10 protein-coding genes are annotated in these 15,203 nt (G+C 45.3%); 7 read left to right on the top strand and 3 right to left on the bottom strand.

Features of this window, described 5'->3' with window-relative positions; all coding sequences use genetic code 11:
• Nucleotides 1-265: 265 nt before the first annotated feature.
• From AABK39_RS10770 to AABK39_RS10745, 6 genes are all read left to right on the top strand, one after another.
• Nucleotides 266-1,837, top strand: coding sequence for an alpha-amylase family glycosyl hydrolase (locus AABK39_RS10770; protein WP_338391355.1), 1,572 nt, complete (start codon nt 266-268; stop codon nt 1,835-1,837).
• Nucleotides 1,838-1,865: 28 nt separating this feature from the next.
• On the top strand, nt 1,866-3,197 hold the full coding sequence (locus AABK39_RS10765; protein ID WP_338391354.1) for an MFS transporter: 1,332 nt from the start codon (nt 1,866-1,868) through the stop codon (nt 3,195-3,197).
• A 131-nt stretch (nt 3,198-3,328) separates the two neighbouring features.
• Nucleotides 3,329-3,979, top strand: a complete 651-nt coding sequence (gene pgmB / locus AABK39_RS10760) for a beta-phosphoglucomutase (protein ID WP_338391353.1) — start codon at nt 3,329-3,331, stop codon at nt 3,977-3,979.
• A gap of 51 nt (nt 3,980-4,030) precedes the next feature.
• Nucleotides 4,031-6,340, top strand: a complete 2,310-nt coding sequence (locus AABK39_RS10755; RefSeq protein WP_338391352.1) for a family 65 glycosyl hydrolase domain-containing protein — start codon at nt 4,031-4,033, stop codon at nt 6,338-6,340.
• A 142-nt stretch (nt 6,341-6,482) separates the two neighbouring features.
• Nucleotides 6,483-7,409, top strand: a complete 927-nt coding sequence (locus AABK39_RS10750; RefSeq protein WP_338391351.1) for an ROK family protein — start codon at nt 6,483-6,485, stop codon at nt 7,407-7,409.
• Nucleotides 7,410-7,519: 110 nt separating this feature from the next.
• Nucleotides 7,520-8,635, top strand: a complete 1,116-nt coding sequence (locus AABK39_RS10745; RefSeq protein WP_338391350.1) for an aminopeptidase — start codon at nt 7,520-7,522, stop codon at nt 8,633-8,635.
• Nucleotides 8,636-8,699: 64 nt separating this feature from the next.
• Here AABK39_RS10745 and AABK39_RS10740 read toward each other — a convergent pair whose 3' ends face one another.
• From AABK39_RS10740 to AABK39_RS10730, 3 genes are all read right to left on the bottom strand, one after another.
• Nucleotides 8,700-9,875 carry a PepSY-associated TM helix domain-containing protein gene (locus AABK39_RS10740; protein ID WP_338391349.1) on the bottom strand — a complete coding sequence of 392 codons (1,176 nt, stop codon included), beginning with the start codon at nt 9,873-9,875 and terminating at the stop codon, nt 8,700-8,702.
• Nucleotides 9,876-9,972: 97 nt separating this feature from the next.
• Nucleotides 9,973-11,220 (bottom strand): hypothetical protein, encoded by a 1,248-nt coding sequence (locus AABK39_RS10735; protein ID WP_338391348.1) that lies wholly within the window; start codon nt 11,218-11,220, stop codon nt 9,973-9,975.
• 25 nt (nt 11,221-11,245) lie between these two features.
• Entirely contained in the window at nt 11,246-14,089 is a 2,844-nt protein-coding gene (locus AABK39_RS10730) for a TonB-dependent receptor domain-containing protein (protein WP_338391347.1), read from the bottom strand.
• 514 nt (nt 14,090-14,603) lie between these two features.
• On the opposite strand from AABK39_RS10730, the gene pyrR reads away from it, so the two are divergent.
• The gene (pyrR, locus tag AABK39_RS10725) at nt 14,604-15,146 is read left to right on the top strand and encodes a bifunctional pyr operon transcriptional regulator/uracil phosphoribosyltransferase PyrR (protein WP_338391346.1); all 543 of its coding nucleotides are present in this window, start codon (nt 14,604-14,606) and stop codon (nt 15,144-15,146) included.
• The last annotated feature ends 57 nt before the right edge of the window (nt 15,147-15,203 follow it).

Genomic DNA, 15,203 nt, shown 5'->3' with positions numbered 1-15,203 from the left:
TGACTATCGGTTTTGAAAAGTGAATTTTTTGTCTTAATATGCGCTTGTGAGCTACTTCAGGACATGAAGAGGACTTGATTTTTGGATTCCCCCCTATAATCCGGTTTGTCCTTATTCTAGCCACGGAACCCTTGATTTTATCGTTTCGACAAGACATATCTTTTTCCGAAAACCATTTCGGAGAAACACAGTCTGTTTTTTTGTGGTTGTTTCGTAAGTACAGCCATGTTTGTGGATATTTATAAATGTCTAGTCGGAAGAGATCATGAGGAAAAGATACAATTCTCTTTTAATAATAACGACGATTCTGTCGTTGATAGCTTTTGGAGCTTGTACCCCAAAAAAGAATGCTGACAATACCCAAAGTCAGAAGGGGACATGGCCGAATGCTGTAACCTATGAGATTTTTGTACAGTCTTTTTGTGACTCCGATGGCAACGGCATTGGTGACTTCAAAGGACTTACGTCCAAATTGCCTTATATTGAGGAATTGGGTGTGGAAGCGATCTGGTTAATGCCGATAATGCCATCTCCCAGTTATCATAAATATGATGTGACAAACTACAAGGCTGTACATCCTGATTACGGATCGCTCGAAGATTTTCGTGAGATGTTGGATGAAGCTCACAAGAGGGGGGTAAAGGTTGTTGTAGACTTCATTATCAACCATACATCAAAAAATCACCATTGGTTTAAGGAGGCTAGTAAAGGGAAGGATAATCCGTATAGGGACTACTATGTGTGGAAGTCTCTTGAAGAGATAAAGAAACAGGGGAACTTAACTAAAGAAAGCCAAGCGGACTCTGACAATAAAGTCCAGTGGTATGAGGTTGAGGATAACTCGAATCAAAGATATTACGGTTATTTTGGGTCTAACATGCCTGACCTCAATTTTGATAACCCGAAAGTTAGAAAAGCAATTTTTGAAATAGGTCAATATTGGCTGAAAGATATTGGAGTTGACGGTTTCCGTCTTGATGCCGCCAAGCATATTTTCGATGAGTCTCCAGAAAAAAGCCATGCTTTTTGGGTAGAGTTTAGGAAAGCCATGGAAAGTGTGAAGCCTGATGTATACTTGGTAGGGGAGGTCTGGGCTGACGCCAAAACAGTAGCACCGTACCTGGAAGGATTGCCGTCTCTATTTAATTTCGATATGGGTTATGCCATTACGGATGTTTGCCGAAACGGGGCTGATAACGGAATCGTAGAGAAGTATAAGAATATACATGATTTTTATGTGTCGGTTACTCCAGACTTTATAGACGCTACATTTATAACCAACCATGATCAAGAGCGGATTATGAGCGCTCTTAACAATGACATTAGTAAAGCGAAAATGGCGGCTAATCTTTTGATGACTTTCCCTGGCGCTCCATATGTTTATTACGGCGAAGAGATTGGAATGAGAGGAAAGAAGCCGGATGAATACATAAGAGAGCCATTTCCTTGGCAAAAGGATGGAAAAGGTACACCGAAATGGATAAAGCCTAAGTATACGCTTTCCAATACTGTTGCCCCAGCCTCTGAACAGGAAAGTGACAAGAATTCGATGTTAAACCATTATAGGGCACTTATTCATACAAGATCCAAGAATAAGGTGTTAACGTTTGGTGAAATAAAGCCTGTTGATTTCGGGAGCAAAGAAGTAGTTTCTTTCTACAGAATGCATGATTCAGATACATTAATGGTAATTCATAATGTATCTGCGAATGAGTTGAAGTTGAGTAATAATCTAGGTGAATTTAAACGGCAAGTGTTTTCAACTGGAAAGAGTATTTCCGTGGAAAACGGAGATATACAACTTTCGCCGTATTCCACTTGGATATTTTCTAAATAAGGTTGCTGTCTGATTTATTGATATAGTTATGAAAAAACAGCCTCGTTTAAGTTTTTGGCAGATTTGGAATTTGAGTTTCGGCTTTTTGGGAGTGCAGTTTGGTTTTGCTTTGCAGAATGCAAACGTCTCAAGGATATTGTCGACTTTGGGCGCTGACCCGCACACACTTCCAATTTTTTGGATGATTGCCCCTGCGATCGGGCTGATAGTGCAACCTGTGGTTGGAGCTTTAAGTGATCGTACGTGGAATCGTCTTGGCAGAAGAAGCCCCTACATTTTCGGTGGGGCGATTGCCGCTACAATCGGTATGTTTTTAATGCCAAACGCGTCAGCATTTACGGATTATATACCAGCCATTTGGTTTGGAGCTATGATGTTGGCGGTGATGGATGGATCGTTTAACGTTACGTTTCAGCCTTTCCGTGCTTTGGTGGCCGATATGTTGCCAAGCGAACAGATTAACAAAGGCTATTCCGTGCAGTCATTGCTTATTAACACAGGGGCTGTTATCGGATCTGCGTTACCGTTTATCCTGACATGGGTGGGAATTGAAAATGAAGCTCCCGAAGGACAGGTTCCGGATTCCGTAATTTGGTCATTTTATTTAGGAGGTTCCATCTTGTTACTTTCTGTATTCTGGACGGTTTTCAAGACGAAAGAATACCCGCCAAAAGAATATGCTGAATATAAAGGCGAAACAGAAAAAGAACTCCTTGAAGAAGAGCATAAAGGCTTTTTTGCGGTACTTAAAGATATGCCTCCTGTAATGTGGCAATTGGCGGTAGTGCAATTATTCTCATGGTTCGCACTTTATCTGATGTGGGTGTTTTCAACCTCCGCCATCGCTCAGCACGTTTGGGGAACGGAGATTAGCGACGTTAGCTCAAGCGACTACAATGAAGCGGGCAACTGGGTAGGCATACTATTCGCCTCGTACAGTTTAGCTGCTGCGATATTTTCTGCTTTTATGGACAAGTTTGCTACTGGACTTGGCCGTAAGAAAACTTATGGAGGTGCCTTGTTACTTGGTGGATTGGGCTTCTTGTCAATGTACCTTATCAAAGACCAGTACCTTTTGATTCTGTCGATGGTTGGAATTGGTATCGCTTGGGCTGCGATTCTGGCGATGCCTTACGCCATACTTTCAGAATCTTTACCTGCGGGACAAATGGGAACATATATGGGGATTTTTAACCTGACGGTAGTAATTCCTCAGCTTCTCAGTGGTGTAGTCGGAAGTTTCCTGATCAAACAATTTGGAGGACAGGCGATTTTTATGCTAGTGGTGGCAGGTGTATGTATGTGTATTGCGTCTTTCATGGTAACATTCGTGAAAGGGGGAGCTGTAAAAAAGAATTAAACGATACCGGAAGCTGATTGTGGCTTCTGGATAATCTTTCTTTTTGTGCGAATCGTATTCGGTAATTGCACGGAAAGCTAAGATCTACTTAACATAACGAATATTATTGTCACAAATAAAAATAGTGGCTGATGAAAATAAAGGCTTGTTTATTTGACTTGGATGGCGTGTTGGTAGACACTGCTAAGTATCACTATTTGGCCTGGAAACGTTTGGCCAATGACCTAGGTTTCGATTTTACGGAACAGGATAATGAGCGCCTGAAGGGAGTAAGCCGAATGAGGTCCTTGGATATTCTCTTGGAAATCGGTGGAAAGAGCTTGACTGACGCGGAGAAGTTGGACGTGGCGACCAAGAAGAACGTGTGGTATGTGGACTTTATTGAAAAGATGCCCAAAGACGAAATTCTTCCCGGTGCCAAAGAGTTTCTCGAAGAATTGAGACAGGCAGGAGTAAAGATAGCGCTTGGATCAGCGAGTAAGAACGCAATGAGAATTCTGGAGCGCTTGGAGATCACAGGATACTTTGATGCGATTATAGATGGAACAAAGGTCGAGAAAGCGAAGCCAGATCCGGAGGTTTTCCTCAAAGGAGCTGAATCTCTTGGCCTGAGTGCGGAAGAGTGTGTTGTTTTTGAAGATGCGGAGGCTGGTGTTGAGGCCGCTATTGCGGGAGGAATGAAAGTTGTCGGGGTAGGTGATCCTGAAATCCTTTCGAAAGCGGATATGAATATCAATTCACTGGCGGAGATGTCCGTAAAGCGTTTGGAATATTTTAACTGAGTTTAGCGAACGAAATCCTAAAAGATTTTTGAAAACCGAATTAGCATCCTGATGAAAGATTATATACAGTACAACGACTGGAGCATCGTGGAAGAGGGATTCCACGCTGAGGATAACAGAATTTCCGAATCCATTTTTAGTATCGGCAATGGCCGTATGGGAGGCCGTGGTAATTTTGAGGAAACTTATACGGGTGATTCCATGCTTGGCAACTATGTGGCCGGTGTATATTATCCGGACAAGACTCGTGTAGGTTGGTGGAAGAATGGTTATCCTGAGTATTTCGCTAAAGTTTTAAACGCGACAAACTGGATTGGAATCGGCGTTAAAATTGAAGGCGAGGAACTGGACCTGCATACGGCGAAAGTATTGGAGTTTCGTCGTGAGTTGAACATGCAGAAAGGATACCTCCACAGAACTTTCAAGGCTGAGCTTCCATCAGGAAAGGTTGTTTCTGTAGATGCGAAACGCTTTTTAAGTATTGTGGATGACGAATGCGGAGCGATTAGGTATTCTGTAAAAGCGGAGAACTTTAGCGGAAAAATTGAGTTCCGTCCGTTCATCGATGGGGATATCGCTAATGAGGATTCTAACTACGATGAGAAGTTCTGGAATGAAGTAGCGGTTGCGGCAGGCGATGATGAAGCGTATGTTGTATTAGAGACAAAGAAAACGTTCTTCCATGTAGCTACAGGTATGAAATGGGCGGTTTCGCTTAACGGGACACCTCAATCACCAAGCGCTGAAGGAAAGACGAAAGAAAAATATGCCGAGAACATCTTCTCGCTGGATGTAACTGAAGGTGATGAAGTCGTTTTCGATAAGTTTGCCTGCAACGTGTCTTCTGAAAATCACAAAAAAGAAGACTTGTTAGAATGGGCCAAAACCCATGTAGGGAAAGCGTTTGACAAAGGTTTTGAGAAAATGTTGGCCGAACAGGCGGAAGCTTGGGCGGAAAAATGGGAGTGGTCAGATATTTCTATTGATGGAGATGTTGCCGCCCAACAAGGAATTAGGTTTAACATTTTCCAGTTGAACCAGACTTACACAGGGCGTGACGATCGTTTGAATATTGGGCCGAAAGGTTTCACTGGCGAAAAGTATGGCGGTGTTACATATTGGGACACCGAAGCTTATTGCGTTCCGTTCTACCTGTGTACGGCAGATCCTGAGGTGACGAGAAAACTTCTGGTTTACCGCTACAAGCACTTGGAAAAAGCCATTGAGAACGCTGAGAAGCTTGGTTTTGAAAATGGAGCGGCTCTTTACCCAATGGTTACAATCAATGGTGAGGAATGCCACAACGAGTGGGAAATTACCTTTGAGGAAATCCATAGAAACGGCGCGATCGCATATGCGATTTATAATTATATCAGACACACGGAAGATAAGGCGTATCTTGCGGAATATGGCCTTGAAGTGCTGTTGGGTATCACAAGATTCTGGACACAGCGTGTCAACTGGTCGGAGAACCTGAACAAGTATGTAATGCTTGGCGTGACAGGCCCGAATGAGTTCGACAATAACGTTGACAACAACTGGTATACGTCGTACATCGCTATGTGGTGTTTGAAATACACTGCTGAGTCATTGGAATGGGTGAAGGAGAATAATCCTGCGCGTTTTGATGAGATTGTAGCGAAAACGAACCTGGATGTAAAAGGCGAAACTGAAAAGTGGGCTCATATTCGTGAGAATATGTATCTGGGCTATGACGAGGAGCGTGGAATCTTCTTGCAAGCGGACGGCTTCTTGAACAAAGAGCAGATCTTGGTGAAGGATCTGGACCCTAAATTCTTGCCGATTGTCCATAATTGGTCGTGGGATAGAATCTTGCGTTCGAACTTCATTAAGCAAGCCGATGTGCTTCAGGGAATCTATATGTTTGAAGAGGACTTCGATCTGGAGACTGTCAAGCGTAACTACGATTTCTACGAGCCTAGAACAGTGCATGAATCGTCTTTGTCGCCATGTGTGCACAATATTATTGCGGCCTTGATCGGTGACGAAGAAAGAGCGTATTCGTTCTACCTCAGAACATCGCGTTTGGACCTGGATGACTATAACGAAGATACCAAAGACGGCTTGCACATTACGTCAATGGCCGGAACTTGGATGTCGGTGGTTGAAGGTTTTGGCGGGAAGCGTATTGTGGACGGCGAGTTGGTATTTAAACCAATGTTGCCAAGCAATTGGACTTCTTACTCGTTTAAGATTCAGTTCAAAGGTTCATTGTTGAGGCTCAGTGTTTTTGCTGATAAAGTTGAGCTTGAAAACCTTTCTGATAAGGAAACGACTGTTAAGATTTACGGAGAGGAAGTAACGGTACCTGCTCAAAGCAAGTCTGAGGTTAAGAGATAATATGGACGGGAGTCCCTTGAATTTTATGAAAGCTGGCTGCTGAAGCCAGCTTTTTTTATGCTCGAAAAAACAAGTGCACTTGCATTTTGTCCTATTGAAGAAGGTTCTTGTTTTGGACTTTGAATTACGAAAAGGGAATAGAATGGCTAATCATATTGAGTTTCTGGGTGTTGATTTGGGTGGGACGAACATTAAGATCGGGGTGGTGGATACGGAGGGTAATCTTCTGGACAAGGTGAAATACCCCACTGCGCCACTTCAAGAGTCAGGTGACTTTATTACTAATTTTATAGAGATACTGGGTAGTGAGCTGTCAAAACGACCACATATCTCGAAAGTGGGGATTGGAGTGCCCGGAACGCTTACAAAATGTCGTAGAACCACGTTGGAGTTCCCGAATATAAAAGGTTTGGGCGGACAACCTTTGATGGATAAATTGGAAGACGCATTTCCTGAGAAAGAGATTTGGCTAGAGAATGATGCCAATGCGGCGGCTTTGGGCGAGTTGTATTTCTCCAGATCTCCACGTCCCGATCATTTTATTTTTGTAACTCTCGGCACAGGTGTTGGTGGTGCTGTGATAATGGACCGTGAGATTTTCAAAGGGGGCGACGGAAACGCCTTGGAAATTGGCCATGTGATGGTGAGTAATGGGATGACTCTGGAGCAGAATTTCGGAAAGAAGGGAATGGTTGCCTATGCCCAAAAGCTGATTGATAGCGGGAAGTACGAAACGGGACTGATTTCAGAAGACTTGTATCCTAAAGCAATAGTGAAGGCTTTGCCTAAAGGTGATGTGGTAGCGAAGAAGGTTTTTCGAAAGAACGCCAAATATTTAGGTGAGGCATTGGTTGGAGCTGTTCGGTTGCTGGATATTAAGGATATTTTTATCGGAGGTGGAGTGGCGGCATCTTTTCCATATTTCGAGGCCGAGTTGATGGCATATCTGAGGGAACATTTAACGGAATATTATACGATAAGCCTATCTGTTAGGCGTGCGGAGTTAGGAAACAACGCCGGGATTCTTGGTGCGGCTTCGTTATGTTTTCAGCAAGGCGAGAAAAACTAATATTTTAAAGGATTTGGCGATTAAGGGTGTAAGAGGCTTCTTTTGGCTTGTTTTTTTATGCAAATGAACAGAAATTGAAATCGATTTTTGATCATTGAGAGAAACTGATTATGACTGACCCAAGGATAGAAAAACTTGCACATAACCTGATTAATTATTCTGTTTCGTTAAAGCCGGGCGAAAAAGTACTGATAGAAAGTATTGGCTTGCAAACCGCTTTGGTCAATGCGCTGGTAAAAGCGGCGTATGAGGCGGGCGGGTTGCCTTTTGTTGAGATTAAAGAGCCGAAGGTGGAGCGAACCCTAAGGATGGGAGCCACAAAGGAACAGTATGAGCTGAAAGCTGAATATGAGGGGAAAGTCATGAAAGACATGGACGCTTATATCGGTTTGAGAGCGGGAGATAATGTGAGCGAGCTGTCGGATGTGCCGGCGGAGCAAACGGAGATTTATAACAGCACCGTACTTAAGAAAGTGCACTTTGATATCCGTGTGCCGAAGACCAAGTGGGTTGTTTTGAGGTACCCAACTTCGTCGATGGCCCAACTGGCGAATACTAGCACTGAGGCGTTCGAAGATTTTTATTTCGATGTTTGTACGTTGGACTATGCCAAAATGGGCAAAGCCATGGACGCGTTGTCTGCGTTGATGGACAGAACGGATAAAGTTAGAATTACGGGCCCGGGCACGGATTTGTCATTCTCGATCAAAGATATTCCATCCGTTAAATGCGCTGGCTTGAGGAATATTCCTGACGGGGAGGTTTTCACGGCACCGGTAAAAGATTCTGTAAACGGAACGATCAGCTACAACGCCCAGTCTCCGTATCAAGGGTTTACTTTTGAGAACGTAAAGCTGACGTTTGAAAATGGTAAAATCGTGGAGGCAACGTCAAACGACACTGAAAGGATCAACAGGATTTTTGATACGGACGAGGGCTCTCGTTTTGTCGGTGAGTTTGCGATCGGTGTGAACCCGTATATCATGCACCCGATGGGAGATATTCTTTTTGATGAGAAAATCGGGGGCAGTTTCCACTTCACGCCAGGTCAGGCCTATAAAGAGGCTTACAACGGCAACGATTCGAATATTCACTGGGACTTGGTGTGTATTCAGCGTGAAGAATATGGAGGAGGAGAAATGTACTTCGATGATGTCTTGATTCGTAAAGACGGGGTCTTTGTACTTCCGGAATTGGAAGCGCTGAATCCTGAGAACTTGAAATAATGAGGGTAAAGGCTAATAAGTCTAAACTTTTCGGATAAAAATAAGAAACACTCTGAGTCGCGACTTAGAGTGTTTTTGCTTTTAGACCTCTGGAAACCTTTTTCTTCCGACGGGAAGATATCCCGGGAAGGCGCTTTCCTTTGATTATCCACATTATCAGCCCTGTAATTGGAAGCCCAAACCCGATCAGGCATGTTATAAAGGCGAGGATTTTGGTGGGCATACCGAATATTGTACCGATATGGATAGGGTACATATAGCGGTATAACTTGTCTCCCGCCGGTAGGTCCTCAAACTTTTCGGTTTTCAGTTTCTTGCCTGAATATTTGTCAAGATGCACGGCGTCATAGCCGTTTTCATGCGGTGAGTCTGCGTGAGTTACCGCTCCCCAAGCCGTTCCGTCTTTCTTGGACGAAACGCGGATTGTAGTTCTCCAAATCTCCTCAAAATCTTCGGTAATGAGTTTATGAGCCTCATCAAGCGTAATTGTTGATTGGCTTTTGTCTTTTATAATCTCCGATTTTGGCTTTTCTTTTCCTCTGTTCGTGCCCAAAGAAATTATTCCGCCCCTAATAAAATCGAATGACCAAACTAGGCCGGTTAGGGAAAGAATAAGGCCGAAAACAGCGACATAAAAGCCAAGTACGACATGGAGGTCGTAGTTAAGCCTTTTCCATGAGGCTCCTTTTAATTTTACCTTGAAGCGGGTTTTCCAACCTTTTTTGCTTTTGGGAACCCAGAGAATTATTCCGGAAATGAGCAAAACGATAAAAGCCACCGTGCAGTAAGCCGTGATTTGTTTGCCGACTTTTTCCAGCAATAGGTTTCTGTGAAGCATTTCCACCGTATGGAAAAACTCCTTTTTGCTTTCGGAAACATCTAGAATCTCAACCTTGTAGGGGTTGGCGTAAACGGTTCTCCTTTGTTTTTCTTTATTGGAAACAAAAAATTGATACGCCAAATAATCCGGTCCGAAGACTCTGGCTCCGGTGACTTTTCCGTTTGACAGTATCGAATTATCCTTCTCGATTATGTGACGGTAAGTTTCTAGTTCCACTTTCTCCGATGTTGGGACAAAGTCATACCTTTCGGGATAAACGTACGGTCCCAATTCGTCTTCGAAGACTAAAATTGCGCCAGTCAGGCAAGTGAGCAAGGTTACGGCTCCGGTGATTAATCCCAGATATAGGTGAATCCGTCGAGACCATTCTCTAAAGTCAGCTTGGTTCTTTCTTGGCATAATGCTTAATCTTATTCTTGGCGATTGATCGGGATGTTTGTTTCAAAGGAAAAAATCGTAACCCGGATTTAACCAGATTACGATTTCTTTCCGTGGATCAATTACGAGTTTCGATATCCGGAACGGGGAACCATTTCCATTCGCGTTTTCCGAAAGGGGTTGGGCCGTCGCCGTCTTTGTTAAGTCGTCGGAGGTCAAGGGTTCGCAAGGCCCGGAGCGACAAATAAATTCGACGGTAAGTTTCAATATCGTCCATTGTCAATTGGGTGGATTGCTCGATGGCCGATTCGCCAGTTGTGTCGAAATGGTTAATCACCTCGTTTACGGCCGAGACGGCGTCGGTGTCTGACAAATGGCCTCGAACGGCGAGCTCCGCTTCGATAAGTTTGGTCTCGGCGAAGTCGGTTACGATGGCTGGATCGAATTCGCCATAAACACCTTGGGCCATACGGTCATCAGAACTGTGTTTGACAAGAGGATAGCGCACCTTGCGAGATTTGTCCGTAAGTAAGGCCTCAAACCAAGCGGGAACAGTCAATTCTCTGCCGTACGCACCGGCTACACTACCGATTCCGCTGGCCAAAATTCCGTCGGAGTAAGTGAAAGTTAAGGCTTCGTTGGTGGTCTGCATCCCGGATTTTACGGCTTTCGAGGCTTTTGCCCAATCTTCATGTTGCAAGGCTAAGCGGGCCAAGAGCGTATTTGTAATGGCTTTTTGCTCCTCGTTCGCATAAGTCAAGGCTTCGTCAAACGCATCGTAAGCCAGGTTCAAAATTTCGGAATGAGGAACGGACTTGCCTTCCAAGTGAATGTTTCCGGCTTCGCTACCGTTGTCGTTGAAGAAATTCACGAGGCAAGAATAAGCGTTCGCCGCGTGAAGGTTTCCGTACCAAAGGGCGTTTTTCTTGACATCGTTATGCTCTTCGGTATTGTTCCAATTCGTTTGTCCGATTCTGGTGATCAGTTCCTGAGATCTTGCCCTATAGTTGTGCGCTTTGGCCCAGATTGATTCAATCGACGAGTTTGACGAAGTAATATTGTCTTCGAACAAATCTTTGTAGATGAGTGAGTTTCCTCCGTCTACCCATTCCTGCTCATCGGACATAGCGGCGGAGTAGGGCAACAAATCCGCATAAAATTGCGCTCCTGCGTAAAGAGTGGCGGTAACGTTGGGGCCAGGAACGAATTCTCCGGAGTCGTTAATTTCGCCAAACGCGTCCGGGTAGTTCATGTCGTCATAGCCGACATTGTTTTTTGGGGCTTCCGCATCGTCTAGCCAGCTGTCGCAAGCCGACAGCGAGAGTGCGATAAGGAAATATATCAGAGTCTTTGACTGGATTTTCATCGTTTCTGGATTTGGAATGGAAGGATCAGATTCCTACGCTAAGCGTAAACATGAACGTTTTCGGGGCTGGAACCGAAGTCCAATCGGAACCGATGTGCGACATGCCTCGTTTGGCGGAGCTTCCGCCTTCGCCCGCCACGAGAGGGTCTGTTCCGCTGTATCCGCTAGATAGCCAAAGGTTGGAGCCTGTAGCCGAAAGAGTTACGTGACTTATCTTTGATTTGTCCACGATTCTGTGGGCCAGGTCAGTCAAGTCATAAGAAAGCGTAACGTTGCTGAGGCGGAGAAAGTCGCCGTCTTCGATGAAGTTACCTCTAGAGCTTTCGTATTTCGACAATTCGTTAGCCCAGCGGATATATTCGGGAGAGCCGACTGGGTGGCTGTTCATATTCTCCTTGGCGCTTTCCTTGGCTTCGTAGTTGTCGCCCGATCTGGCGATGTTTCTGGCGCTGATATTATAAATCTGGAAGTTCGTGGCGAAGGTGAACAGGGCGCTGGCGCTGAAGTTTCTGAAAAGTTTCAGGTCCAAGCCAAACGAGCCTTGGTATTCCGGAAACGGATTTCCCATGTATTCATATTCGCCTACAACCTCGCCTTTGTAAGTTCCGTCCTCATTGAATTTCGCACCCTGCGATTTTTGGCTGTAGAATGCGTAAGCCGGGAGGCCTTCCTGAATAGTGGAGGCGAAGTAAGTGAATTCTTGTCCTTGGGTATCCACAACTTCACTTTCTTGGCGGTTGACGTTACCGAAGATGTTAACCCCGAATCGTCCGTCGGCACTTTCGTAAGCCCTGTAGTTTACGGCCAACTCAAATCCGTTGCCTTCGATTTCGCCCGCATTTTGGGCATATTTGGCGTTGGTGGTAGGCCATCCTTCAGACGGTTTCAGATCCGTGTAAATAATGGCGTCAACAGTTCTTTGGTCGAAATAAGTGACGTTGAAGTCAAGTGGCCCGATTGTGATGTCGGTTCCGAATTCCCATTCGCGCGTGCGCTCGGGTTTGATGTCCGGGTTGCCCTTGATATAAGTGATATAGCTTGGCCCGTCAGGAGTCTGGACGGCTTTGTAAGTCGTGGTGGCGTCTTCCGGATGTGGCAAACGTCCGGATTCGCCATAAGCGACACGGAGTTTGAACATATCGAAAGCCTCCGGCATAAAGTCTTCCTCGGAGAGGTTGTAAGCGACATTGGCTTGCGGATACCAGATAGAGCTGACATTGCTACCGATCAAGTTCGAAGCGTCGCGACGAAGACCAGTGGTTACGTAGAGTTTGTTTTGGAATCCGTAAGTCACCTCACCGTAGATACCGTGCGTACGTTTCTCGAATGTGTCTTCATTGGTGTTTGTGATCGTTCCTCCCGATCCCATTCCGTCAGAGCCCGGTCCGGCAAAGTCTTTAACCGTAGTGGATCCGAATTCGCTCTTAGAGCTATTAAGTTGCGAGACCAATGTGGCCGAAAGGTCGTGTCCTTCCGCTACCGTAAGAGAATAAGTGGCCGATACTTCCCAGTTCAGGTTTGTATCTTCACGGTTCGAAAGTGTTTTCTGACCTTTAGTTGTACTGCCGTACGCATAGCCGTATGGCATAAGCGAAAGGCCGTCAACATTGTTTTTGTCGTAACCGAATACGGATTTGAATTCCAAATTCTCAATCGGTGAGTAAGTGGCGTAAAAGTTTCCGAGGAACCTGTTGTTGTTGTATTTTACTTCGCGAGCTTCCCAAGATTCTTCCATAAGGTACGGCCATGGCGTTTGGTTTCTGACCAAGTTCCATGTAGCGTCGTATTTTCCGGATCCGGTAGGGGGCATCACCACCTCGCCAACGCTGTATTGGTTGCTGAATCCGAAGCTGTACTTTTCGCGGGTATAGTCGTAGCGCCCTTTGAAGCTTTGGCGTACGTCGCTGTTGCCGGGAACGTGGCTTTCCGCGTCGCGGTGGTTAAACGACACGTTGAATCTGCCGTATTCGCCTGAGCGACCGTTTACCGATCCGTAAATGTCCCTGACGTTACCCGTAGTGTAAAAGTCGTTGATAGGGTCGTTGTTGACCAAGTAATCGTAGTCGTTTGCCAGCACGTTTACGCCTTCGGAGTATTTGACATTAACGCTGATATCTTCGTTCGAGCCTTTTTTCGTGGTGATGAACACTACGCCGTTGGCGGCCTCGGAACCGTAAGAAGCGGAAGCCGCTGGTCCTTTCAACACTTCGATAGACTCGATATCGTTCGGGTTAAGGTCGTTGAGACCGCCCAAAGATTCTTGGGCCGAGCTGACATCGCTGATATTGGATGTATTAACGCGAATACCGTCAATAAACACGATAGGGTCGCGTTGAAGGCTGAAAGTGGCGCTGGCTCTGGTGTTGAATCGGATGCCGGTACCCACTTTTCCGTTTACGTTGTAGAGTTGCATACTTCCGCTACGGCCGTTCATAAGATCGGCTACGGAGTTGAAGGACTGCTTGTCGGCTAGGTCGTCCACTGCCACTCGGTCATACGCTGTCGCGATTTGCGAGGCCGGTTTTTTGCCCGCAAGGCTGGATTGTACTACAACCTCTTGCAGAACATTTGAACTTTTCAGTTTGATAACCAAAGAGCTGGAAGCGGAAACCGGAAATAATTGCTTTTCATATCCGACAAAACTAACAGTTAGCTTTCTTGAAGTGAGATTCTCTGGGATGCTCAAAGAGAAGCGACCGTCAATGTCGGTTTGGGCGCTAACCTTTGTCCCCTCAATTCCTAACATTACGCCAACCAAAGCTTCCTTGGTGTCGAGGTCTACTACTTTGCCTTCCATTTTTGTTTGCGCAAAGGCGCTTTGGAAGCTGATCAAAAATAGCCCGACTAGGGCGTAGTATAAATTTCTCATCCGAGATGTTATTTAGACTTATTTCAAACGGATGGCGAAATTATACCTATTTAGATTAATTGCAAATAGCTAAACACGCTTTGTTTGAATATTTACATCAATTCATGAATTTACATTCATTAATTATAAGGTAATGCTTAATGGTTGGTTTGAGAGAGATTTAGGAGGCGTGTTGGTTAATCTAGTATTTGGAGGGAAGTAGGTTTTGAATGACATGTAAAAGGACGAAGCTTTACGAAAATTGCAGAAAGGTAAAAATCACAACAAAATCAAAAACGATTAATTTGTGTAACTAGTCGCCTTATTTAGCCAATGATCTGCTTTTGCCATGCGCTAGCTTTGTGTTGTGTCGGCCGACGATATGGTAAGAGTGGTTGGTTGGCGCTCAACCCGCTGTACGGATTTTGTCAAGATTGGCAAATATTCCCGCCCAGTTTATGCCGGGCGCTTACGTTTGCGTATGATAAATTATTACCTTTGCGGGGATAGACGGACAACTGAAAATATCTTTTTTATGCAGAAACGACTCATAATGGGCGGGAGCCTGCTGGATGTCACGCTTAGACGTCTGGCGCAGGAGCTGATCGAAAACCACGGCGACTTCTCCGATTCCGCGCTTATCGGACTTCAACCCAGGGGAACCTTTTTGGCCCAAAGACTAAAAGCCAAACTGGAAGAGGAACTTGGAAAGGAAGTGGGGCTTGGCTTTCTGGACATTACATTTTATAGAGACGACTTTAGAAGAAGGGAACGTCCACTGGCAGCAAACCAGACGGACATTCCCTTTTTATTAGAAGGCAAAAAAGTAGTGTTGGTCGACGACGTTCTGTTTACAGGACGTAGCGTCCGCGCAGCGCTTGACGCCATGATGGCCTTCGGCCGACCTGGCAAGGTGGAGTTGCTTACGCTGGCCAACCGTCGCTACGGGCGTGACTTGCCCATCGAGGCGCACTATACCGGCAAGAGCTTCGATACCGTGCGGTCGCAACGTATAGAGGTGGAGTGGACCGAACAGGGCCACGATGAGGACAGGGTTTGGCTGACCGACAGCGAGTAACGATAGAGAGACAGAGGATTCAGACAGAGGACATTTCAACTGGAAATTGAACACAAA

Source organism: Fulvitalea axinellae (genome assembly GCF_036492835.1).
Taxonomy (GTDB): domain Bacteria; phylum Bacteroidota; class Bacteroidia; order Cytophagales; family Cyclobacteriaceae; genus Fulvitalea; species Fulvitalea axinellae.
The sequence above is the reverse complement of the archived record's forward strand: the minus strand, read 5'-3'. Positions and strand labels throughout refer to the sequence as shown.

Excerpts from the sequence above, each read along its gene's own strand:
- AABK39_RS10735 (WP_338391348.1), bottom strand. The coding sequence starts at position 11,220 with ATGAAAATCCAGTCAAAGACTCTGATATATTTCCTTATCGCACTCTCG.
- pyrR (WP_338391346.1), top strand. The coding sequence starts at position 14,604 with ATGCAGAAACGACTCATAATGGGCGGGAGCCTGCTGGATGTCACGCTT.
- AABK39_RS10755 (WP_338391352.1), top strand. The coding sequence starts at position 4,031 with ATGAAAGATTATATACAGTACAACGACTGGAGCATCGTGGAAGAGGGA.
- pgmB (WP_338391353.1), top strand. The coding sequence starts at position 3,329 with ATGAAAATAAAGGCTTGTTTATTTGACTTGGATGGCGTGTTGGTAGAC.
- AABK39_RS10765 (WP_338391354.1), top strand. The coding sequence starts at position 1,866 with ATGAAAAAACAGCCTCGTTTAAGTTTTTGGCAGATTTGGAATTTGAGT.
- AABK39_RS10740 (WP_338391349.1), bottom strand. The coding sequence starts at position 9,875 with ATGCCAAGAAAGAACCAAGCTGACTTTAGAGAATGGTCTCGACGGATT.
- AABK39_RS10730 (WP_338391347.1), bottom strand. The coding sequence starts at position 14,089 with ATGAGAAATTTATACTACGCCCTAGTCGGGCTATTTTTGATCAGCTTC.
- AABK39_RS10750 (WP_338391351.1), top strand. The coding sequence starts at position 6,483 with ATGGCTAATCATATTGAGTTTCTGGGTGTTGATTTGGGTGGGACGAAC.
- AABK39_RS10745 (WP_338391350.1), top strand. The coding sequence starts at position 7,520 with ATGACTGACCCAAGGATAGAAAAACTTGCACATAACCTGATTAATTAT.
- AABK39_RS10770 (WP_338391355.1), top strand. The coding sequence starts at position 266 with ATGAGGAAAAGATACAATTCTCTTTTAATAATAACGACGATTCTGTCG.